Origin of the sequence: Lelliottia nimipressuralis, from assembly GCF_041464075.1 — a bacterium.
GTDB lineage: Bacteria > Pseudomonadota > Gammaproteobacteria > Enterobacterales > Enterobacteriaceae > Enterobacter > Enterobacter nimipressuralis.
The window spans coordinates 374846-397813 of record NZ_CP167172.1; the positions used below are offsets into that span (position 1 = coordinate 374846).

Below are 22968 nucleotides of genomic sequence, written 5' to 3' on the forward strand. Positions count from 1 at the left end.
GTTGGCCTCTTAGTTCTGCAATACCGATGAAACCAGCAACTGAGTGTACGGGTGGTGCGGATCGTCGAGCACGCGGTCGGTTAATCCACTTTCCACCACCTGACCCTCCTTCATCACCATCAGACGGTCTGCCAGCAGGCGGGCCACGCCCAGATCGTGGGTAACAATCACCACCGCCAGATCCAGCTCTACCACCAAGCCGCGCAGCAGGTCGAGCAAACGCGCCTGCACGGAGACATCCAGCCCGCCCGTCGGTTCATCCATAAACACCAGTTTCGGATGGGTGACGAGGTTGCGGGCGATTTGCAGGCGCTGCTGCATTCCGCCGGAAAAGGTGGTTGGCAGATCGTCGATACGCGACGCCGGGATTTCGACATCGGTCAGCCACTGCTGGGCAGTCGCGCGGATATTGCCGTAGTGGCGCGCGCCCGTTGCCATCAGCCGTTCGCCAATGTTTCCGCCCGCCGAGACCTGGCGGCGCAGGCCGTCCATGGGATGCTGATGCACCACGCCCCACTCGGTGCGCAGCAGGCGACGGCGCTCGGCTTCGCTCATGTCGTACAGGGACTGATCCTGATAACGGATCTCGCCGGTTTGCGGCGTCAGGCGTGCGGAGATGGATTTGAGCAGGGTGGTTTTGCCGGAGCCGGACTCGCCGACAATCCCCAGCACTTCACCAGGCCACAGCTCAAACGACACGTCGCTAAAGCCTTTGCCGGGCGCATACAAATGGGTCAGGTTGTTCACCGAAAGCAGCGGTTTCATTGGCCGTTCGCCTCACTCTGTTGGCGGCAGAAATCGGTGTCGGAGCAGACAAACATGCGTTTGCCCGTATCGTCGAGCACCACTTCGTCGAGATAGCTGTGTTTTGAACCGCAGATGGCACACGGCTCGTCCCACTCCTGCACCCGGAACGGGTGATCGTCGAAATCGAGGCTTTCGACGCTGGTGTAGGGCGGCACGGCATAAATGCGTTTTTCGCGTCCGGCGCCGAACAGTTGCAGCGCGGGCATCATGTCCATTTTCGGGTTATCGAATTTCGGGATTGGCGATGGGTCCATCACGTAGCGCCCGTTCACCTTCACCGGGTAGGCGTAGGTGGTGGCGATATGACCGAAGCGGGCGATATCTTCGTACAGTTTCACCTGCATCACGCCGTACTCTTCGAGGGCGTGCATGGTGCGGGTTTCCGTTTCGCGCGGCTCGATAAAGCGCAGCGGCTCAGGGATGGGCACCTGGAAAATCAGAATCTGATCTTCCGTCAGCGGCGTTTCCGGGATGCGGTGGCGGGTCTGAATCAGGGTGGCATCTTCCGTGCGCTCGGTGGTGTTCACGCCGGTGACGCGCTTGAAGAAGTTGCGAATCGACACGGCATTGGTGGTGTCATCCGCCCCCTGGTCGATGACTTTCAGCACGTCCGCTTCGCCAATCACGCTGGCAGTCAGCTGAATGCCGCCGGTGCCCCAGCCGTAGGGCATCGGCATTTCGCGGCCGCCAAACGGGACCTGATAGCCGGGAATCGCCACGGCTTTTAAAATCGCGCGGCGGATCATGCGCTTGGTTTGTTCGTCCAGATAGGCAAAGTTATAGCCGCTGAGGTTAGCCATGATTGCGCTCCCGTTGCAGACGTTTCAGCAGTTCCAGTTCCGCCTGGAAATCGACGTAATGCGGCAGTTTGAGGTGCGATACAAAGCCCGCCGCTTCAACGTTATCCGCGTGGGCCAGCACGAACTCTTCGTCCTGCGCCGGGCCGGAAATCGTCTCGTCATAGTCCGGGGCCTGGAGCGCGCGATCGACCAGCGCCATCGCCATCGCCTTGCGCTCGCTCATGCCGAACACTAAGCCGTAGCCGCGCGTAAAGTGCGGCGCGTCGTTTTCAGGGGCCACGAAGCCGTTCACCATTTCACACTCTGTCATTAGCAGTTCGCCGACGTTGACCGCAAACCCCAGCTCTTCGGGCACGATATCGATCTCAACGAACCCGCTGCGGATTTCGGCAGCAAACGGGTGGTTGCGCCCGTAACCGCGTTGGGTGGAGTAGGCCAGCGCTAACAGATAGCCTTCGTCCCCGCGCATTAGCTGTTGCAGGCGCGAGGCGCGCGAGCACGGATAGACCGGCGGTGTACGGGTGACGTCGGCCGGCACGCGGCCCGTGTCCTCTTCGGCTTTCGCCAGCCCCTGATTCGCCAGCAGGCTAAAGACGTGGGGAGCGGATTCTTGCTCTGCGTCTGAGGTGTTCAGCCTCGGGGCTTCGCCGTTCGCCAGCAGGGTGAAATCGAGCAGGCGGTGGGTGTAGTCGTAGGTGGGGCCGAGCAACTGGCCGCCGGGAATGTCTTTGTAGACGGCGGAAATGCGGCGCTCCAGTCGCATCTTCGCGCTGTCCAGCGGCTCGCTGACCGCCAGTTTGGCCAGCGTTGTGCGGTAGGCGCGCAGCAGGAAGATGGCTTCGACGTTATCGCCGCTGGCCTGTTTCAGCGCCAGGGCCGCCAGCTCGCGGTCGGCAATTCCGCCTTCGGTCATCACCCGGTCAACGGCCAGGTTTAGCTGCTGTTCGATTTGCGCGACGCTCAGCTCGCTAAGCGCTTCATCGCCGCGTCTTCTGTGCTCTTGCAGCGCATGGGCGGCGGCTATCGCCTTCTCGCCCCCTTTAACGGCAACGTACATCAGCACACCTCGACATGTGTGGTCCGTGGGATTGCCAGCAGGCGTTCGCCGCAGGTGAGGATCAGGTCGATCCCCAGTGGGAACGGATGCGGACGTTCAGTGAGCTCGTGAATGATGCATTCGGGCAGTTGTGGCGCGACCATGCGCTCGTCGGCGATCCCGGCTCCGGTCAGGCGCAACATGCGCCCACCGCTGAGGCTTGTGACCTGCAGAATCAGCGTGGCGCTGGTCTCCGGGGCGACGGCGCTGCCGGACGAGAGCGCGTTCAGCTGCTCGTGGCTAATCAGCTCGTCGGCCACGGCAAACACCGCCTGCTGCGGCTGATCCACCCGTGGGGCGCTGGTGTGAAAGCGCAGGTTCTGGCTGGCAATGTCGTTGGCCATGCTGGCCGACAGCCAGACCGGCGTGTCGTTATCCGCCAATGTCAGCAGTACGCTGGTGGTGGCGAGATTCAGCGGCTGCCAGCCGTGGGTGAGCTGATGCAGCGAGACAATTACGCCCGGCTCGCTCATGGCTTTCAGGAGGCGACGAAAGCTGTGCTGGGCATCCTGCACGGCGTGGGTAAAAGCGGGTTGAAGCGTCATGCGTTATCTCCGCGAACGAGCGTAAAGAAGTCGACCCGGCTGGTATTGATTTCGGCCTGACGGGCGGCGATGCGCGCGGCACGGTCGGCTTCCAGCGGGGCAATTAAGGTTTCCATTAACGACTGAAAATGGGTGGGTTCCTGCAGCAGCGCGTCGACGACGGCGCACTGCTCGGCGTGCTGTTTATCGCGCCCCAGCAGGTAGCTGTAGCCCGTGGTGCCGCTCTTAAGGCGAATCACCGCACGGGTCAGGGTGGCGTCTCCGGCAAAAAAACGGTCGCCGGTGCCGCCCATCCGCGCCTGTATCTGCACCAGGCCGATCTCGGGGGCGCGCAGGGTGTCGTATTCCGGAGCGAGATTCAGCAGGCGCAGACGCTCGCGCAGGGCGGCGGGCTGGCTGTGGGCCAGGGCGCTCATCCAGCGCTGGCGAGTGGGAGTATCGAAGTGCATTCAGTGCTCCATGGTGAATTCAATCATGTCGGCGCGGGTCAGGCTGACGGAGTATTCCGTCGCGTTGACCACGCCGTCACGGTGGTTGAGGGTGCGCACGCAGAGCAGCGGTGCCATGTTCGGGATCTCCAACACCTTGCTCTCTTTGGCCTGCGCGCGACGGGCGCTGATCCGCGTCTGGGTGCGCCTGAGGGCGATGCCGGTGGCGTCGAAGAGAAAGTCATGCAGTGAGCCGCTGGAAAAATGTTGCAGCGTCGGCCATAGAGTGAGGTCGGCGAAGTAGTGGTCGATCTGGCAGACCGCCACGCCGTTGACGCGTCTTAAGGTGCGCAGATGCACGACGTTGTCGCCCTCCTGAATCCCCAGCGCATCAGCGATGTGGCTGGAGGCCGGGCGCAGTACCGAGAGCAGTTTTTCGCTGGTCGGGTGGCTGCCCTGATCGAGCAGGTTCTGGCTGAAACGCGCCTGGGAGTTCAGCGGATAGTCGAAGGGGCGCATCAGCACCAGTACGCCAATCCCCTGGCGGCGCTGGACCCAGCCGCGTTCCACCAGCTGGTCAATGGCGCGGCGCAAGGTGTGGCGGTTGACTTCGTAGCGGTCGGCGAGCTGCTGTTCGGCGGGCAAATAGTCGCCGCAGCGGTAGTGGGTGCGCAGCTCGATTTCGAGCCTGGCGGCGATCTCTTGCCAGCGCGTGGGGTAACTGGTCGGATGTCTGGATAAGTGCATGGAAATCAAAGCCTCGCTTCTCAGATGAAGTGCTTACGCAAACGTTGAGAGAGGAAATCCAGCAGGCTGACGGTGATGATGATTAAGACCATCAGGGCGCAGGTTTGCTGGAACTGGAAGCCGCGAATCGCTTCCCACAGGGTGACGCCAATCCCGCCCGCGCCGACCATGCCGACCACCGTTGCCGAGCGAACGTTGGATTCGAAACGGTAGAGGGAGTAGGAGATCAGCAGCGGCATGACCTGCGGCAGGACGCCGTAGAGAATTTCTTCGATTTTGTTGGCCCCCGTGGCGCGGATGCCTTCAACCGGGCCGGGTTCGATGGCTTCAACCGCCTCAGACAGCAGTTTGGAGAGCACGCCGGTGGTGTGGATGAACAGCGCCATGACGCCAGCAAACGGGCCGAGACCGACGGCGACCACAAAGAGCATCGCGAAAACCATTTCGTTGATGGCGCGACAGGCGTCCATCAGGCGGCGCATCGGCTGGTAAATCCACCAGGGGACGATGTTTTCGGCGCTCATCAGGCCAAACGGAATAGAGAGGATGACCGCCAGCGCGGTGCCCCAGACGGCGATTTGCATGGTGACGGCCATTTCGCCGAGGTAGTCCTGCCACTGGCTGAAGTCTGGCGGGAAGAAGTCTGCCGCGAAGGTCGCCATGTTGCCGGAGTCTTTGACCAGCATCAGCGGGTCCATTTCCGCACCTTTCCAGGAGATGACGAGCACCGCCAGCAGAATGGCCCAGCTTATCAACGAGAACCAGCTGCGTTTCGGAGGTGGGACGGTGATGGTTTGCATGAGTTCTCCTAATGTTCTCTCCCTCTTCGTGTGGAAGAGGGAGAGGGACGGTTACTGCACCGCTTTGTTCACTGACGTCATCGCGCTCAGCGCGGCGGTCAGGCGGTCCAGATCTTCCAGCTGCGCCTGAATCACAGAGACTTTGCTGGTCTTCTCTTCGGCGTTCAGCCCTTTGTTGTCCTTCACGCCCTGCATCTCTTTAAACAGGGCCAGCTGACGGATAGGCACCAGCTGCAGATCGCTTGAGGCGCGGAACGGTGCCCAGCCCAGACGTTCGAGAACCGTTTTCTCTTCCGCCGTTTTGCCGTAATTCATAAAGAAGTCGTAGATCTTGTCTTTGGTGCCCTCAGAGAGGTTTTTGCGCCAGACAATCGGGTCGCCCGGAATGAGTGGCGATTTCCAGATCACCTTCAGTTGTTTCAGTTTTTCCGGCGCGGAGGTTTTCAGTTTGTCGAGGTTTTCGGTGTTGTTGGTGGCGACGTCGACCTGCTTGTTGGCGACGGCCAGCGCGTTGGTTTCGTGTCCGGCGTTAACCGTGCGTTTGAACTCGCTGGTGGAGACGTTGTTTTTGGCGAAGACGTAATAGCCCGGGACCAGGAAGCCGGAGGTGGAGTTTGGATCGCCGTTGCCGAAGGTGAGATCTTTGCGTTTGGCGAGCATATCGTTGAGGTTGTTGATCGGACTGTCTTTGTTGACGATCAGCACGCTCCAGTAGCCCGGTGAGCCGTCTGCGGCGACGGTCTGGGCGAAGACCTGACCGTTGGCGCGGTCCACCGCTTCCATGGCGGAGAGGTTGCCGTACCAGGCGATGTCGACTTTGTTAAAACGCATCCCCTGGATGATGCCCGCGTAATCCGGGGCGAAGAAGGCGTTCACTTTGATGCCCAGTTTGGTTTCCATATCTTTCAGGAAGGGTTCCCACTGGGGTTTCAGGTTTTGCTGTGATTCTGTCGAAATAATGCCGAAGTTCAGGGCTTTTTCCTGTTCCTGCTCCTGCGCATAGGCCGGGCTTAACAGGGTGCTGATGCTGAACATGCTGGTGAAGGCCAGCGCGGCAACGGCTTTATAGCTCATCTATCATCCTCTTTTGGCATTGTTCCAGGCCAGTTCATTTGCCAGCCTGAACGCTTCGTGAAATTACGCAGCCTGCGCGTTCTCTTCGACGCGGTTAATGCTGCGGTACAGGTGGTCAAAACGTTCGTTATCAAAGTGTTGGCTTGCGCCGTCATAGAACACATGGCCCTGACGCAGGGCGACGATGCGCTCGCAGTAGCGCAGGGCGTAATCCACCTGATGCAGCGTGACCACGACGGTGATGCCGTCGTTCTGGTTAATGTCGCGCAGGGTTTCCATCACGATGCGGGCTGATTCCGGGTCCAGCGAGGCGATGGGTTCATCGGCGAGGATCACTTTGGCTTTTTGCATTAGGGCTCTGGCGATGGCCACGCGCTGCTGCTGGCCGCCAGAAAGGGTAGAGACGCGCTGATGGGCGAAATGGGCCATCCCGACGCGGGTCAGGGCCTGGAGTGCCTGCTGTTTTTGTGCCGGGGAGAACCAGCGCAGGCAGGTGCGCCAGAAGGGGGTACTGCCGAGGGCGCCGATCAGGACGTTCTCCAGCACCGTCAGGCGATTCACCAGGTTAAATTGCTGGAAGATGCAGCCCGTTTGCGTACGGCTTTTACGAATATCGCCCGCCAGACGGCCCGCGCGTTGCACGGTCTTCCCCAGCAGCTCGACGTGACTTTCCGGCGTTTTATCGCCGGTGATGAGGCCGCTGAGATGGCGCAGGAGGGTGGATTTTCCGGAGCCGGAAGGCCCGAGCAGCGCTACCATGTCGCCCTGCTGGACAGTCAGATCAACGGCATGCAGAGCCTTGTTGTGATGAAAGGTCTTGCTCAGTTTCTCGACGCGGATGACAGTTTGCATGTTCAGGCCTCACGATAAATGTGGCCTCATGCTGGCGGATTAATGTGACATTTAGGTTAAGTATTGGTTGCGGGATTTTGAAGAGTTGAAGTGAATGGGATGACAGGCGGAGGGGGCGCCTCCGCCAGACGATCACTGCTGTTTAACGACGTTGATCATCCATGGCACGCCATATTTATCGGTCACTTTGCCGAAACCGTGTGCCCAGAAGGTCTCCTGCCAGGCCATTTCAACGTTACCGCCCGCGGCGAGCTTGTCGAACCAGCCTTTGCCTTCGGCGACGTCCTGGGTGTCGAGCACCAGCGTGAAACCCGCGTACTGGGCGTTACCGCCGGGCACGCCGTCGCTCATCATGATTTCGCTGCCAGCGATACGAACGTTGGAGTGGGCAATCGCGGTGTCCGGGAATGTCATGCCAGACGGGCAGCCTTCTTCGCTGTTTTCGTCTTTGGGCATTTCGCCGTAGGTGATTTTATAGGTGAGTTCTGCGCCGACTGCTTGCTGGTAGAAGGCGATGGCTTCTGCACAGTTTCCGGCGAATGAGATGTAGGGACTTAACGACATAATCATTACCTCAGGTAAGAGAAGCTCGTTAAGTGTAGTACGAATTTTGTACAATATTCTGTCGGCCCGGTCAGCGCAGCGCCGCCGGGCAACTGGCCGGATGCGTTGCGCTTATCCGGCCTACAAAACAATAAAAGCTTATATATCAGTTCTTTTTCACGAACTCAGATTTGAGCTTCATCGGGCCAAAGCCGTCAATTTTGCAGTCAATATTATGATCGCCTTCAACCAGACGAATATTCTTCACTTTGGTGCCGATTTTCAGCATCGAAGAGGCGCCTTTGACTTTCAGGTCTTTTACCACGGTGACGCTATCGCCATCGGCCAGCAGATTACCGTTGGCATCTTTTACAATCAGCGTATCGCTGTCTTGCGCTGGCTCTGCATCATTCCATTCATGGGCGCATTCAGGACAAATGAACATCCCGTTATCTTCGTAGGTGTATTCGGAATTACATTTTGGGCAGTGTGGAAGTGACATATTGAGTTCCTCAAAAGTGCTAACGGGGCTGGAAAGCGCCAGCCAAAAGATGGCAGTTTGCCGAAAAAGGCGTCAAGTATAGCGTAAGTCCACACCGTTGTCGGTGATATTATTTTTTTTGCGAAGAGTGAAATCGCCGTGTCTGGAGTGACACTTTCTGTCAGTCACTTAAGCGATGCTAACAGCGTACTTAAGATTTAAACGGCGCGACGAAATATATCGAATATTTTATTGCGTAAATTGCCAGGTACTGTCATTTCGGATAAGGTGAGGTGAGCAGTTGTTATTTATCAACGGCACCCGCGATTGCCATTCCTCCTTAGGCGTGCGGGAATTACCTCTCATTTTGGGTGGGTAAATTACTTTGATATATCCTATAGCTTCATAAGAAATGGTCTACGCTCATTATCTTTCGGCTTTCTTTGTCGAGAGGAGCGTACGAGCGCTCTACGCTTCAGGCCGAATATATTCCGGTTTGTCATCAGGCGCTTATATTCATTGAACATATTTTCCACGCGTAATCTAAAAAGCCGAAATTTCATTATTAAAACTATCCGGCTAAATAAAAGTAATAAATTTGCGTTAAGGAAAGGCTTTTATCATGCATACACAAACAATTTTTGAATTAAGCCAGGAAGCGGAAAGGCTTCTGCAACTTGCTTTGCAGAATCTTGACGCCCTGAAATCAATGCCGATTGCGGTGCTGGATAGCACCACCGCTGCGATGACCGGGGAGACGAATAATGTTCTGCCTCTGCATTTCAGCACCCGTGGCGTTGAAACGCAGCTTTCTATGCTTAATAACGAATTACGCAAAATTACCCGTCTGGAGATGGTGCTGGCGATTGTCGGGACCATGAAAGCCGGGAAATCGACCACTATTAATGCCATCGTTGGAACCGAGGTGTTGCCAAACCGCAATCGCCCGATGACCGCGCTGCCAACGCTGATCCGCCATACGCCTGGCCAGACCGAGCCGGTGCTGCACTTCGCCCATGTGTCGCCAATTGATACGCTGATCAAGCAGTTGCAGGAGAAACTCTGCAATCACGATCGGGGAAAACTGACTCAGCGCCTTGAGATCGATAAAGACATGAACGCGCTGCTCGGGCGTATTGAGCAGGGCGAAGCGTTTGAAAAACACTATCTGGGCGCGCAGCCGATTTTCCAGTGTCTGAAAAACCTCAACGATCTGGTGCGTCTGTCGAAAGCGCTCGGCGTCGATTTTCCGTTCTCGGAATATGCGGCGATTGAACATATTCCGGTTATTGAGGTGGAATTTGTCCATCTTGCCGGGCTGGATTCCCATCTGGGCCAGCTGACACTGCTCGACACCCCAGGGCCGAACGAAGCCGGACAGCCGCATCTGCAGAAAATGCTCAGTGAACAGCTGGCGCGCTCGTCGGCGGTGCTGGCGGTGATGGACTACACCCAGTTGAAATCGATCTCCGATGAAGAGGTGCGACAGGCTATTTCGGCGGTCGGAAAATCGGTGCCGCTGTATGCGCTGGTGAATAAGTTTGATCAGAAAGATCGCAACAGCGATGACGAAGAGCAGGTGCGGGCGATGATCTCCGGCACGCTGATGAAAGGCAATATTTCGCCGGGGCAGATTTATCCGGTGTCGTCGATGTGGGCCTATCTCGCCAACCGCGCGCGCTATGAAATTGCCAGCCATGGCCGCTTGCCGAACCCTCAGGAGCAGCGCTGGGTGCAGGATTTTGCCGAAGCGGCGCTCGGACGTCGCTGGCGGACGGCGGATCTGGATGATGTTGAGCATATTCGCCATGCAGCCGATCTGCTGTGGGAAGATTCGTTATTCGAACAGCCGATCCGCAAACTGATCTACGCCGCTTACGCCAACGCGTCGCTCTATGCCCTGCGATCGGCTTCCCATAAGCTGCTGAATTACGCGCAGAATGCCCGCGAGTACCTGGATTTTCGCTATCAGGGGCTGACGGTGGCCTTCGAGGAGCTGCAGGTAAATATCACGCGTCTTGAAGAGGATATGGCGCTGTTGCAGATGCGCCAGGAGGTCGTCAGCGACGAAGTGGGGCATGAAGTGGAACAGGCGTTGGATGCGGCGAACGCGTTTATTTCGCAGCAGAAAAGCCAGATTCAGCAGGCCATCGGCCACATCTTTAACAGAGATAATATTCTCGATTTAGCGGGCATCCAGCCTATGAGCCTGAGAAATAGCTCCCAGGAAGAGATGGGGCAGCTGGTGCTGGATGATGAAGGGCAGGCGCAGATTGTGTTGAGCAAAATCCGCTCCTCCTGCGAGCTGATCATGCTGGATGCGCAGGGAAAAATCAGCCGCGAGCTGGCGCTGCGCTTTGACCAGCTTGAGTCCACGCTGGCGCGTTCCCTTAACGAAGCGATGCGCCCCATTGAGAAACGCATTAAAGAAGAGCTGAGCCATGCCGGTTTCCGGGCGCGGATCAGCTTCCCGGCGTTCCAGGCGAGTCAGCTTAATTTCAACACGCGTGGGCTGTTTACTGACGCCATTGCGTCGGAAAATCGTCCGGCGGGTGATGTGTCGGCCTCAGGCAGCGTGCGTGAGACAGTGTCGCGCTGGCTGAACAATCCGGGTTGGGGTTTTGAAGATTACGTGATGACACGCACCCGATATGTTATTGACATCGCGCAGCTTCATGAGCGATTTAAACAGCATATTGATCAATTTTGTGAACAAATCTGTAAAGCTTTGGTGGCGCAGGTCGATGTCTCTGTTACGGCAGGAATGGCGACGTTTTTCGCAGAATTCTCGTTATGTCTGACCGGGTTACAGGAAAGCTTGCGTGATAGCCTCGCAGTGCGCCAGCAAAACGAGCACTCCACCCGAGCGCTTAGCCAGCTGTTGCAGCAAAGTATTACTACTGCGACGTGGATTCAGGAAGATACCCGACTGTTACGCGATGATATTCAAACCTTATTCGCGGCTGAGCAACTATGACAACACAACTACTGGACGGTCCCGGGCGGACGCTGGAGTGTATTCATCCGAAGTTTATGGTCGATCTGGTACAAGGGGTGGACGCGGTGCGTCTCCCCCCTCTCGCCCCTCAGCAGCAGCAATTTCGTGAGCGTTTAACTCAGGAGATCATGACCCAGACGAAGCTTCGGCCCTGGGCGATGACGGGAATGTTCAGCGAAAATGCTGCCCTGCGGCTGGGGCTTGCGGAAAAACTGGCGGGGATGTTCGATCCCGGCCATCTGGCGCTGACGCGCATGACGGAAAAACTCACCACGCTGCGCCAGCAGACCAGCCGCCAGGGGCAACAGTCTCCGGGCCTGATGCAGCAGTACGACGATCTCTCTGCCCATTTTTCCCAGCGTGCAGCCTATAAAGAGAAAGCACTTTCCCAGCGTGGCCTGACGGTGCAGGCGGGCGAACATAGTGAGCAAATTTTTACCCACTGGCGGGCCGGGCAATACGATGGCTGGTCGCTGGCCGGGCGCTGTTACCTCGCGCTGGAAGAGCTGCGCTGGGGGGCGTTTGGCGATGCCTGTCGCCTGGCAAACGAAGACGTTGGCGCGATGCTGAAAGACAATTTACGCAGCCTGGCGGCAAATTATCTGGCGCAGGGCATCAACGCTTCTCCCGCCACTCGCCATTTCTATCACCAGTGGCTTGCCACACCGATTTCAACGGGCTTAATGGACCATAAGGATATGCTGGGCTGGCTGGGGGACTGGTGTCATCCTGACCGTCATCCGGTGAGCTGGTCTGTGACGCAAAGCTGGCAGACGGTGGCACTGGGAATGCCGAGACTCTGCTCAGCGAAAAGGCTGGCGGATGCGATGGTGAGTGAGGTGTTTGGCGAGGGATAACCAAAACCCTCTCCGAAGAGAGGGCGTAGAAATCTTAGTGATGTAAGGATTCAACCGGCTGCGGCTCTGACTCGGCCTGCGGGATATTGCCGTAGCGTTTGGCGTACAGCGCCGTAATAATCGGTACCAGAATCGCGGTCACAATCACAGCCGCTGCAACCAGCGCGGTTGCCGAGGCGGCCACCGGTTCGAAGGCCGGGTTAATCTGCGCGATAATCACCGGGTTCGCCACGGCTGCACCTGCAGCAGATGACGCAGCGACACCTGCGGTCCCATTCCCTCCTCCAATCACGCGGTCTGCGATAATCAGTGGAATACCGGTGATGATGATAACCGCGACGCCCAGGGCGATGCCCAGCAGACCGGTATCCATAATCACGCCTAGGTTGATGGTGTTACCCAGTGCGAAGCCGAAGAACGGAATCAACACCGGCGTGGCTTTGCTGAAGAAATCGCGCAGATCGGTGTCCAGGTTACCCAGTGCGAAACCGATCAGGAACGGCAGAATTGCGCCGACGAAGTGGTGCGGTTCAAACGAGGCCAGACCGGCGGAGCCCAGGATCAGCATGGTCATCAGCGGACCGGATTCCAGCGACATTAAAACGAAGGCGCCAGACTCTTCTTTGGTGCCGTACTGGTTCATCAGGCTGGCGTAGAGACCGCCGTTGGTCATATCCATTGCCGAAACAATCGCCAGAATGGACAAGCCGGCGAAGAATCCGGTCTGAATTCCGTTCTCAGGAATAAACATGGCGCAGACCATTGCGACGACCCAGGCGACCGCAATTTTGGTAATGACCAGCGTACCTGATTTACGCAGAACGGTACCTGTAGCCCGTAAATTAATAGAGGCGCCAATACAAAAGAACCAGACCGCCAGAATGGGAACGGTGCCGGTGATCATCCCTTTTGTGAATCCGCCAAAATAAGCGCCGGTATTTGGCGCAAGGGTATTTAATATTGCGCCAAGGACCAGGGGAACCAGCATCATCCCGCCAGGGATGCGTTCAATTGTGGCTTTAATCTTCATGATAAATCCTCACATCTCATCTCGCGTTTCTGGCGGACAAGTCAGGTAATATTAATGATTACATTCAAATGATTACGAAAATTTAACTGTCTGAAGTTCCGTCTGGTAATGCACAAACCGCAGCCCGTTTACACGTGTTAAACGGTTGGTGAGTTGCAGCCATCGCGGCGTGTTCGGGCTTATCATGCGATCATTGGAATTGCGATTCAATGAAAATAAAACAGTGTTTTAGTTATCTTGATCACATATTTGCGTAAACGAAGAGATTGACCGCTTGTAATTAAAAAAGCTGTGAATTGGATGTAAATGAAAGTCAGTGTTTTATTTAATTGCGAGAGGAATAATAACCAGCGGAAGAATCGTCTGAATGCGATTAAAACGTAACGAAAGAGAGAGGGGTGCTTACGTTTTCTGACAACTTCTGACGCCATACGTAAGTTTTTGTGAAGTTGATCACTAATTTAAACGCTGGTAGGGTAAAGAGGTCACTAACTGCCCAGACAGGCGTCAACAGGTTCGGTTGTATCGACAGTAAATGTCAATGTAAGTAAACCTGCTACGCTTGAAGAAGAAGATTCGCATGAGGCGAATCTCACTTTACAGACCGCATGAGTTTCTGTGGTATGGACAGGGCTGAGTCTACGAGGATAGCAATGCTTAAAAGGAAAAAAGTAAAACCCATTACGCTCGGCGATGTCACCATTATTGATGACAGCAAGCTGCGCAAGGCCATCACTGCCGCATCGCTGGGTAACGCGATGGAATGGTTTGACTTCGGTGTTTACGGCTTCGTTGCCTATGCACTCGGTAAGGTCTTCTTCCCCGGCGCCGATCCCAGCCTGCAGATGATTGCAGCGCTAGGTACCTTCTCTGTACCCTTCCTGATTCGCCCGCTCGGTGGGTTGTTCTTCGGGATGCTGGGCGATAAATATGGTCGCCAGAAAATTCTCGCCATCACAATCGTGATTATGTCGATAAGTACCTTCTGTATCGGCCTGATCCCGTCTTACGCCACCATTGGCATCTGGGCACCAATATTGCTGCTGCTGTGTAAAATGGCGCAGGGCTTCTCCGTCGGCGGTGAGTATACGGGCGCATCGATCTTCGTTGCCGAATACTCCCCGGACCGTAAACGCGGCTTTATGGGAAGCTGGCTGGACTTTGGCTCGATTGCCGGGTTTGTGCTGGGTGCGGGCGTGGTGGTATTGATTTCCACCGTCGTCGGGGAAGAGAACTTCCTCGAGTGGGGCTGGCGTATTCCGTTCTTCCTGGCGCTGCCGCTGGGTATCATCGGCCTCTATTTGCGTCATGCATTAGAAGAGACCCCGGCGTTCCAGCAGCACGTGGAGAAACTGGAGCAGGGCGATCGCGAAGGCCTGCAGGATGGACCGAAAGTTTCGTTCCGCGAAATTGCGACCAAACACTGGCGTAGCCTGCTGACCTGTATCGGTCTGGTGATTTCGACCAACGTGACCTACTACATGTTGCTCACGTATATGCCGAGCTACCTGTCGCATAACCTGCACTATTCAGAAGATCACGGCGTGCTGATCATTATCGCCATCATGGTTGGTATGCTGTTTGTGCAGCCGATTATGGGTCTGATGAGTGACCGCTTCGGTCGTCGTCCGTTCATTATTCTGGGTAGCGTCGCGTTATTCGCCCTGGCGATTCCGGCCTTTATCCTTATTAACAGTAATGTGCTGGGGCTGATTTTTGCCGGTCTGCTGATGCTGGCGGTGATCCTGAACTGCTTCATCGGGGTGATGGCGTCAACGCTCCCGGCGATGTTCCCAACGCACATTCGTTACAGTGCGCTGGCGGCAGCATTTAATATCTCGGTACTGATTGCGGGTCTGACGCCGACACTGGCGGCCTCGCTGGTCGAAAGCACCCAGGACCTGATGATGCCGGCTTATTATCTGATGGTTATCGCGGTTATCGGTTTAGCGACCGGTCTGACGATGAAAGAGACGGCCAACCGACCTCTGAAAGGAGCGACGCCGGCGGCATCGGATATTCAGGAAGCGAAAGATATCCTGCGCGAGCACTACGATAATGTTGAACAGAAAATTGATGACATTGACGTAGAGATTGAAGAGCTGCAGAAGAAACGTTCTCGTCTGGTGGATCAGCATCCACGGATTAACGAGTAACAAACGAAAAACCCGCCGCTGGCGGGTTTTTTATTAGCAGCCTGCGGCAATGTAGTCGCCGTTAGCGCTGATGGGAATGACCGTTAAGAACAGCACCGTCGCGAATAGAATCAGCACAATCCCGCCGGCAATTTTTGCCACCGGCACCAGCCAGCTCAGGTGAGACTCTCCGCCGAAGAGCGCCACCGTGCGTTCGCGCGCATAGCGCACCGCCAGCGACAGTCCCATGATCGACAGCGCCGTGCCGAGGGACATGGTCATTACCGCCGCAATTCCCCAGGTCACAATACCCAGCGCGTTCGAGAACATCAGAATCATAATCGCCCCACTGCATGGGCGCGCGCCGATGGCCAGGATTACCCCCAGACGTATTTTCCAGTTTTCCCCATTCAGCGCGGCACCCACACCGTGGTGACCGCAGCCGCAACTTTCATCATGTTGATGAAGAGGTTTAAGGGCGTGAACCGTCATCCTGCGAGGGCGCAGGCTTTTCAGCGCCTGGTAAATGACAAATACGCCGAATGCACCAATCATGACCGCGCTGATTTTTTCCACATACCAGCGGCTGGCGCTGAGATCGCCGGAGGCGAGATTAAACCCCACGGCCAGAATAAAGACGAAAAGAATGGCGCTTACACCCTGCATCAGGCTGCCAAGGAAGGGCACCACGCGTGCGGCGAGCTGGCTTTCTTTATTAGTCGAGAGATAGGTGGTGACGATAAATTTGCCGTGGCCTGGCCCAATGGCGTGAAGCACACCATAAAAGAACGCGCCCGTCAGTAGCCACAGCCCACCGGCGTACTGGTGATTATTGAGTTGCAGAAGGTACATCACCAGATAGCGGTGCAGGGTGATTTGCGTTGCGAGGCACCACTGAATAAAGGCGTTCCAGTGGGCGTGTAGCGTAAAGGCTGCCAGCAGAATGCCCAGCGCCATCAGCCCGGCAGTGGGGAGACGCCAGTCACGTGCGAGACGTTGTGTGGTCATGGTATGGCCTGCGGGAGAGGATTTTTGGCAAGTATAGCGCTTATGATCGCGAGCGCGCTGAGGTTTACTCTTCCGTCATCCCTTCGCCGCTTTTTCCTTTCACCCATGCGACCCGGCGGTGGAACATTTTTTTCAGCGCCCGGCCCAGGGTATTAAACCAGCCTGTCGGGCGTGGATCGGCAAGCATGCTCAGGGCGCGGGCGTAGTCCAGCACCAGCCCTGGCGTCCAGGCCATGGTCTCGGCGCGTTTACGCAGCTGGAGTGCGACCCAAAGTTCCGGCGTGGACATCAGCTTTCCAATCGCCAGCCAGAACCCGCGCGTTTGCCAGAGTCTTCCGACGGATCCCTCCAGCGCGGCTTCCAGCGCTCGCGCCACGCTGCTGGAGCAGTTACGGTGGGTCAAATTGTAGGATGCATTCTGACGGTAGTTTTCCCAGAAGGCGCTCAGGCGGGTTTCACTGTAATTGCGGATGCGTACTTTTCGCGTAGAGGGGCACCATTGCGCTGACTCTGTTGCATAGTCGGGCTGGAACAGCCCTTGCACATTATTCTCCGGCGTCGCCCGCAACAGTCGGGCGAAGGCATCCGGCGAGCGGTCGATGAGTTCCGCAGGGTACAGACTGATATAGATCCCGCCAGGAGATTCCAGCGCAGCGTGGCCGGTGGAGATAATGCCGTTTTGATCCACGGCGGCGATATAACGGTTAATGACCGGGCGAGGGATGGTTTCGCCGGGCGCGGAACCTACGGGAGTCCAGATGTGAACCGTCAGCGCTTTTTCGTCATCTTCCGGCGGGCCATCCCATTCCACAGTCGCGGGCGGGAGCGTATCTGCTTCTTCCATATATTCTTCGCCTTTAAGACCCGGGTTGGCGGCGGCCACTTTGACGCGGTTGGCGAGGATAAACATGTTCCATCCCGCGAAGGCGAGGCCCAGGCCCAGACAGTAAGGAACGGTGCCGGCATAATTTGACGGCCAGGGCTGATAGAAGAAGATGGCCAGCGCGATCTCGACGATCCCGCCTGCCAGGGCGGAGCGCCAGCGTTGATAACGAACGACCAGGGCGGAGGCTATTTGTAGCGAACCATCGAGCAAGAACAGCGTGCCGAAGATGATCGCCAGTACAATATCGCCATCGTGGTTCCCCGCCAGGATCAGAACCGCGGCGAGTGAAAAGGTGGCACCTTTGACATAGCGTAAAATGCGCTGCCCGCCCATGCCGCTGTGCGCCACCATTAATGTAAGGGCACCTTCGAATAATAGAAGGCAGGCGAAAGGTTCAATCGGGAAGAACAGCGACCCGTCCATGGCGTCGATGAAGATGACGGTGCCGGCGATCAGAGTGATCCAGCCAAAGCGGCGAAGCCCGCGCCAGTGTGAACGCAGGAAATCGATACCCAGCAGGATCAGGATCAGTCGCATCATAGGAAAACGTCCGGAAATAGCCTTCCACATATATAGCTTATTGGGTCGTTTAGTGCGTGATGAGTGAGAAACGTGTCGGTAATACTGGCCGGGTTGTGGATAAGTCTGTGTGCAAAAGGGTATAAGGCGGGGTTTTGCTGTGGAATGCAGCAGTCAGTCATTTTTCTGTCATTTAGCGGTTGCGGGCTGACGAGAACTCCCTATAATGCGCCTCCATCGACACGGCAGATGTGAATCACTTCACACAAACAGCCGGTTCGGTTGAAGAGAAAAAATCCTGAAATTCAGGGTTGACTCTGAAAGAGGAAAGCGTAATATACGCCACCTCGCAACGGTGAGCGAAAGCCGCGTTGCACTGCTCTTTAACAATTTATCAGACAATCTGTGTGGGCACTCAAAGTGACATGGATTCTAAACGTCGCAAGACGCTAAATGAATACCAAAGTCTCTGAGTGAACATACGTAATTCATTACGAAGTTTAATTCACGAGCATCAAACTTAAATTGAAGAGTTTGATCATGGCTCAGATTGAACGCTGGCGGCAGGCCTAACACATGCAAGTCGAGCGGTAGCACAGAGAGCTTGCTCTCGGGTGACGAGCGGCGGACGGGTGAGTAATGTCTGGGAAACTGCCTGATGGAGGGGGATAACTACTGGAAACGGTAGCTAATACCGCATAACGTCGCAAGACCAAAGAGGGGGACCTTCGGGCCTCTTGCCATCAGATGTGCCCAGATGGGATTAGCTAGTAGGTGGGGTAACGGCTCACCTAGGCGACGATCCCTAGCTGGTCTGAGAGGATGACCAGCCACACTGGAACTGAGACACGGTCCAGACTCCTACGGGAGGCAGCAGTGGGGAATATTGCACAATGGGCGCAAGCCTGATGCAGCCATGCCGCGTGTATGAAGAAGGCCTTCGGGTTGTAAAGTACTTTCAGCGAGGAGGAAGGCATTGTGGTTAATAACCACAGTGATTGACGTTACTCGCAGAAGAAGCACCGGCTAACTCCGTGCCAGCAGCCGCGGTAATACGGAGGGTGCAAGCGTTAATCGGAATTACTGGGCGTAAAGCGCACGCAGGCGGTCTGTCAAGTCGGATGTGAAATCCCCGGGCTCAACCTGGGAACTGCATTCGAAACTGGCAGGCTAGAGTCTTGTAGAGGGGGGTAGAATTCCAGGTGTAGCGGTGAAATGCGTAGAGATCTGGAGGAATACCGGTGGCGAAGGCGGCCCCCTGGACAAAGACTGACGCTCAGGTGCGAAAGCGTGGGGAGCAAACAGGATTAGATACCCTGGTAGTCCACGCCGTAAACGATGTCGACTTGGAGGTTGTTCCCTTGAGGAGTGGCTTCCGGAGCTAACGCGTTAAGTCGACCGCCTGGGGAGTACGGCCGCAAGGTTAAAACTCAAATGAATTGACGGGGGCCCGCACAAGCGGTGGAGCATGTGGTTTAATTCGATGCAACGCGAAGAACCTTACCTACTCTTGACATCCACGGAATTTAGCAGAGATGCTTTAGTGCCTTCGGGAACCGTGAGACAGGTGCTGCATGGCTGTCGTCAGCTCGTGTTGTGAAATGTTGGGTTAAGTCCCGCAACGAGCGCAACCCTTATCCTTTGTTGCCAGCGGTCCGGCCGGGAACTCAAAGGAGACTGCCAGTGATAAACTGGAGGAAGGTGGGGATGACGTCAAGTCATCATGGCCCTTACGAGTAGGGCTACACACGTGCTACAATGGCGTATACAAAGAGAAGCGACCTCGCGAGAGCAAGCGGACCTCATAAAGTACGTCGTAGTCCGGATTGGAGTCTGCAACTCGACTCCATGAAGTCGGAATCGCTAGTAATCGTAGATCAGAATGCTACGGTGAATACGTTCCCGGGCCTTGTACACACCGCCCGTCACACCATGGGAGTGGGTTGCAAAAGAAGTAGGTAGCTTAACCTTCGGGAGGGCGCTTACCACTTTGTGATTCATGACTGGGGTGAAGTCGTAACAAGGTAACCGTAGGGGAACCTGCGGTTGGATCACCTCCTTACCTGAAAGAACCTGCCTTTGTAGTGTCCACACAGATTGTCTGATGAAAAGTAAATAGCAAGGCGTCTTGCGATTGAGACTTCAGTGTCCCCTTCGTCTAGAGGCCCAGGACACCGCCCTTTCACGGCGGTAACAGGGGTTCGAATCCCCTAGGGGACGCCACTTGCTGGTTTGTGAGTGAAAGTCACCTGCCTTAATATCTCAAAACTGATTCTCAGGAATCATGTTTGAGATATTTGCTCTTTAAAAATCTGGATCAAGCTGAAAATTGAAACGACACACTGCGTCTGTTCTCCGTAATAAGAACAGAGTGACGGTGTGTTCGAGTCTCTCAAATTTTCGCGACACGATGATGTTTTACGAAACATCTTCGGGTTGTGAGGTTAAGCGACTAAGCGTACACGGTGGATGCCCTGGCAGTCAGAGGCGATGAAGGGCGTGCTAATCTGCGATAAGCGTCGGCGAGGTGATATGAACCTTTGACCCGGCGATACCCGAATGGGGAAACCCAGTGTGTTCCGACACACTATCATGTCATGAATACATAGTGGCATGAGGCGAACCGGGGGAACTGAAACATCTAAGTACCCCGAGGAAAAGAAATCAACCGAGATTCCCCCAGTAGCGGCGAGCGAACGGGGAGGAGCCCAGAGTCTGAATCAGCGCGTGTGTTAGTGGAAGCGTCTGGAAAGTCGCACGATACAGGGTGAAAGTCCCGTACACAAAAATGCACACGTTGTGAACTCGAAGAGTAGGGCGGGACACGTGGTATCCTGTCTGAATATGGGGGGACCATCCTCCAAGGCTAAATACTCCTGACTGACCGATAGTGAACCAGTACCGTGAGGGAAAGGCGAAAAGAACCCCGGCGAGGGGAGTGAAAAAGAACCTGAAACCGTGTACGTACAAGCAGTGGGAGCCTCTTTATGGGGTGACTGCGTACCTTTTGTATAATGGGTCAGCGACTTATATTCTGTAGCAAGGTTAACCGTATAGGGGAGCCGAAGGGAAACCGAGTCTTAACTGGGCGTTAAGTTGCAGGGTATAGACCCGAAACCCGGTGATCTAGCCATGGGCAGGTTGAAGGTTGGGTAACACTAACTGGAGGACCGAACCGACTAATGTTGAAAAATTAGCGGATGACTTGTGGCTGGGGGTGAAAGGCCAATCAAACCGGGAGATAGCTGGTTCTCCCCGAAAGCTATTTAGGTAGCGCCTCGTGAACTCATCTTCGGGGGTAGAGCACTGTTTCGGCTAGGGGGCCATCCCGGCTTACCAACCCGATGCAAACTACGAATACCGAAGAATGTTATCACGGGAGACACACGGCGGGTGCTAACGTCCGTCGTGAAGAGGGAAACAACCCAGACCGCCAGCTAAGGTCCCAAAGTCATGGTTAAGTGGGAAACGATGTGGGAAGGCACAGACAGCCAGGATGTTGGCTTAGAAGCAGCCATCATTTAAAGAAAGCGTAATAGCTCACTGGTCGAGTCGGCCTGCGCGGAAGATGTAACGGGGCTAAACCATGCACCGAAGCTGCGGCAGCGACACTTAGGTGTTGTTGGGTAGGGGAGCGTTCTGTAAGCCGTTGAAGGTGTGCTGTGAGGCATGCTGGAGGTATCAGAAGTGCGAATGCTGACATAAGTAACGATAAAGCGGGTGAAAAGCCCGCTCGCCGGAAGACCAAGGGTTCCTGTCCAACGTTAATCGGGGCAGGGTGAGTCGACCCCTAAGGCGAGGCCGAAAGGCGTAGTCGATGGGAAACAGGTTAATATTCCTGTACTTGGTGTTACTGCGAAGGGGGGACGGAGAAGGCTATGTTAGCCGGGCGACGGTTGTCCCGGTTTAAGCATGTAGGCGGAGGTTCCAGGTAAATCCGGTACCTTTTTAACGCTGAGGTGTGATGACGAGGCACTACGGTGCTGAAGTAACAAATGCCCTGCTTCCAGGAAAAGCCTCTAAGCATCAGGTAACATCAAATCGTACCCCAAACCGACACAGGTGGTCAGGTAGAGAATACCAAGGCGCTTGAGAGAACTCGGGTGAAGGAACTAGGCAAAATGGTGCCGTAACTTCGGGAGAAGGCACGCTGGTGTGTAGGTGAAGTCCCTGCGGACGGAGCTGAAACCAGTCGAAGATACCAGCTGGCTGCAACTGTTTATTAAAAACACAGCACTGTGCAAACACGAAAGTGGACGTATACGGTGTGACGCCTGCCCGGTGCCGGAAGGTTAATTGATGGGGTTAGCGGCAACGCGAAGCTCTTGATCGAAGCCCCGGTAAACGGCGGCCGTAACTATAACGGTCCTAAGGTAGCGAAATTCCTTGTCGGGTAAGTTCCGACCTGCACGAATGGCGTAATGATGGCCAGGCTGTCTCCACCCGAGACTCAGTGAAATTGAACTCGCTGTGAAGATGCAGTGTACCCGCGGCAAGACGGAAAGACCCCGTGAACCTTTACTATAGCTTGACACTGAACACTGGTCCTTGATGTGTAGGATAGGTGGGAGGCTTTGAAGCGTGGACGCCAGTCTGCGTGGAGCCAACCTTGAAATACCACCCTTTAATGGCTGGTGTTCTAACGTAGACCCGTAATCCGGGTTGCGGACAGTGTCTGGTGGGTAGTTTGACTGGGGCGGTCTCCTCCTAAAGAGTAACGGAGGAGCACGAAGGTTAGCTAATCCTGGTCGGACATCAGGAGGTTAGTGCAATGGCATAAGCTAGCTTGACTGCGAGAGTGACGGCTCGAGCAGGTGCGAAAGCAGGTCATAGTGATCCGGTGGTTCTGAATGGAAGGGCCATCGCTCAACGGATAAAAGGTACTCCGGGGATAACAGGCTGATACCGCCCAAGAGTTCATATCGACGGCGGTGTTTGGCACCTCGATGTCGGCTCATCACATCCTGGGGCTGAAGTAGGTCCCAAGGGTACGGCTGTTCGCCGTTTAAAGTGGTACGCGAGCTGGGTTTAGAACGTCGTGAGACAGTTCGGTCCCTATCTGCCGTGGGCGCTGGAGAATTGAGGGGGGCTGCTCCTAGTACGAGAGGACCGGAGTGGACGCATCACTGGTGTTCGGGTTGTCATGCCAATGGCATTGCCCGGTAGCTAAATGCGGAAAAGATAAGTGCTGAAAGCATCTAAGCACGAAACTTGCCCCGAGATGAGTTCTCCCTGACTCCTTGAGAGTCCTGAAGGAACGTTGAAGACTACGACGTTGATAGGCTGGGTGTGTAAGTGCAGCGATGTATTGAGCTAACCAGTACTAATGAACCGTGAGGCTTAACCTTACAACGCCGAAGAT

17 protein-coding genes, 1 tRNA gene and 2 rRNA genes are annotated in these 22968 nt (G+C 55.7%); 6 read left to right on the forward strand and 14 right to left on the reverse strand.

Going from position 1 to position 22968, the window contains the following annotated elements:
* Positions 1-9: 9 nt before the first annotated feature.
* The 11 genes from phnK to ACB496_RS01835 form a co-directional block, all read right to left on the reverse strand.
* Entirely contained in the window at positions 10-765 is a 756-nt protein-coding gene (phnK, locus tag ACB496_RS01785) for a phosphonate C-P lyase system protein PhnK (RefSeq protein WP_194514336.1), read from the reverse strand.
* A complete protein-coding gene (gene phnJ / locus ACB496_RS01790; RefSeq protein WP_100777962.1) occupies positions 762-1607 on the reverse strand; it encodes an alpha-D-ribose 1-methylphosphonate 5-phosphate C-P-lyase PhnJ in 846 nt (281 codons plus the stop codon). Before phnJ ends, phnK begins: the two co-directional genes overlap by 4 nt.
* On the reverse strand, positions 1600-2664 hold the full coding sequence (locus ACB496_RS01795) for a carbon-phosphorus lyase complex subunit PhnI (RefSeq protein ID WP_371974201.1): 1065 nt from the start codon (positions 2662-2664) through the stop codon (positions 1600-1602). Before ACB496_RS01795 ends, phnJ begins: the two co-directional genes overlap by 8 nt.
* Positions 2664-3248: a phosphonate C-P lyase system protein PhnH gene (phnH, locus tag ACB496_RS01800; RefSeq protein ID WP_371974203.1), complete on the reverse strand. Its 585-nt coding sequence runs from the start codon at positions 3246-3248 to the stop codon at positions 2664-2666. The genes ACB496_RS01795 and phnH overlap by 1 nt, the downstream gene beginning before the upstream one ends.
* Entirely contained in the window at positions 3245-3697 is a 453-nt protein-coding gene (gene phnG / locus ACB496_RS01805) for a phosphonate C-P lyase system protein PhnG (RefSeq protein ID WP_100777959.1), read from the reverse strand. The genes phnH and phnG overlap by 4 nt, the downstream gene beginning before the upstream one ends.
* The gene (phnF, locus tag ACB496_RS01810; protein WP_371974205.1) at positions 3698-4423 is read right to left on the reverse strand and encodes a phosphonate metabolism transcriptional regulator PhnF; all 726 of its coding nucleotides are present in this window, start codon (positions 4421-4423) and stop codon (positions 3698-3700) included.
* Positions 4424-4443: 20 nt separating this feature from the next.
* A complete protein-coding gene (phnE, locus tag ACB496_RS01815; RefSeq protein WP_100777957.1) occupies positions 4444-5223 on the reverse strand; it encodes a phosphonate ABC transporter, permease protein PhnE in 780 nt (259 codons plus the stop codon).
* 51 nt (positions 5224-5274) lie between these two features.
* On the reverse strand, positions 5275-6297 hold the full coding sequence (gene phnD, locus ACB496_RS01820; protein WP_149045011.1) for a phosphonate ABC transporter substrate-binding protein: 1023 nt from the start codon (positions 6295-6297) through the stop codon (positions 5275-5277).
* Positions 6298-6360: 63 nt separating this feature from the next.
* The gene (phnC, locus tag ACB496_RS01825) at positions 6361-7149 is read right to left on the reverse strand and encodes a phosphonate ABC transporter ATP-binding protein (RefSeq protein WP_194514330.1); all 789 of its coding nucleotides are present in this window, start codon (positions 7147-7149) and stop codon (positions 6361-6363) included.
* A 132-nt stretch (positions 7150-7281) separates the two neighbouring features.
* The gene (gene yjdN, locus ACB496_RS01830; protein WP_100780778.1) at positions 7282-7713 is read right to left on the reverse strand and encodes a VOC family metalloprotein YjdN; all 432 of its coding nucleotides are present in this window, start codon (positions 7711-7713) and stop codon (positions 7282-7284) included.
* A gap of 145 nt (positions 7714-7858) precedes the next feature.
* Positions 7859-8194, reverse strand: coding sequence for a zinc ribbon domain-containing protein YjdM (locus tag ACB496_RS01835; RefSeq protein ID WP_100777954.1), 336 nt, complete (start codon positions 8192-8194; stop codon positions 7859-7861).
* Between the two features lie 601 nt (positions 8195-8795).
* Between ACB496_RS01835 and crfC the strand changes: the two genes are divergently transcribed.
* Positions 8796-11150, forward strand: a complete 2355-nt coding sequence (gene crfC / locus ACB496_RS01840; RefSeq protein ID WP_107702414.1) for a clamp-binding protein CrfC — start codon at positions 8796-8798, stop codon at positions 11148-11150.
* The gene (locus tag ACB496_RS01845; RefSeq protein ID WP_102105749.1) at positions 11147-12028 is read left to right on the forward strand and encodes a diguanylate cyclase regulator RdcB family protein; all 882 of its coding nucleotides are present in this window, start codon (positions 11147-11149) and stop codon (positions 12026-12028) included. The genes crfC and ACB496_RS01845 overlap by 4 nt, the downstream gene beginning before the upstream one ends.
* Before the next feature lie 34 nt (positions 12029-12062).
* On the opposite strand, the gene kdgT is transcribed toward ACB496_RS01845, so the two are convergent.
* Positions 12063-13058, reverse strand: coding sequence for a 2-keto-3-deoxygluconate transporter (kdgT, locus tag ACB496_RS01850; protein ID WP_100777951.1), 996 nt, complete (start codon positions 13056-13058; stop codon positions 12063-12065).
* A 653-nt stretch (positions 13059-13711) separates the two neighbouring features.
* Between kdgT and proP the strand changes: the two genes are divergently transcribed.
* Complete coding sequence (proP, locus tag ACB496_RS01855) at positions 13712-15214, forward strand: glycine betaine/L-proline transporter ProP (RefSeq protein WP_100777950.1); 1503 nt, start codon at positions 13712-13714, stop codon at positions 15212-15214.
* Positions 15215-15247: 33 nt separating this feature from the next.
* Here proP and ACB496_RS01860 read toward each other — a convergent pair whose 3' ends face one another.
* Positions 15248-16201, reverse strand: a complete 954-nt coding sequence (locus tag ACB496_RS01860; protein ID WP_371974210.1) for a nickel/cobalt transporter — start codon at positions 16199-16201, stop codon at positions 15248-15250.
* A 64-nt stretch (positions 16202-16265) separates the two neighbouring features.
* A complete protein-coding gene (locus ACB496_RS01865) occupies positions 16266-17627 on the reverse strand; it encodes an HdeD family acid-resistance protein (protein ID WP_371974212.1) in 1362 nt (453 codons plus the stop codon).
* Positions 17628-18128: 501 nt separating this feature from the next.
* Here ACB496_RS01865 and ACB496_RS01870 point away from each other — a divergent pair.
* From ACB496_RS01870 to ACB496_RS01880, 3 genes are all read left to right on the forward strand, one after another.
* Positions 18129-19668, forward strand: a 16S ribosomal RNA gene (locus ACB496_RS01870).
* Positions 19669-19753: 85 nt separating this feature from the next.
* Positions 19754-19829 (forward strand) — tRNA-Glu (locus ACB496_RS01875).
* A gap of 219 nt (positions 19830-20048) precedes the next feature.
* Positions 20049-22954 (forward strand): 23S ribosomal RNA (locus ACB496_RS01880).
* The 16S and 23S rRNA genes sit together here with 1 tRNA gene alongside, the layout of an rRNA operon.
* Positions 22955-22968 lie beyond the last annotated feature (14 nt).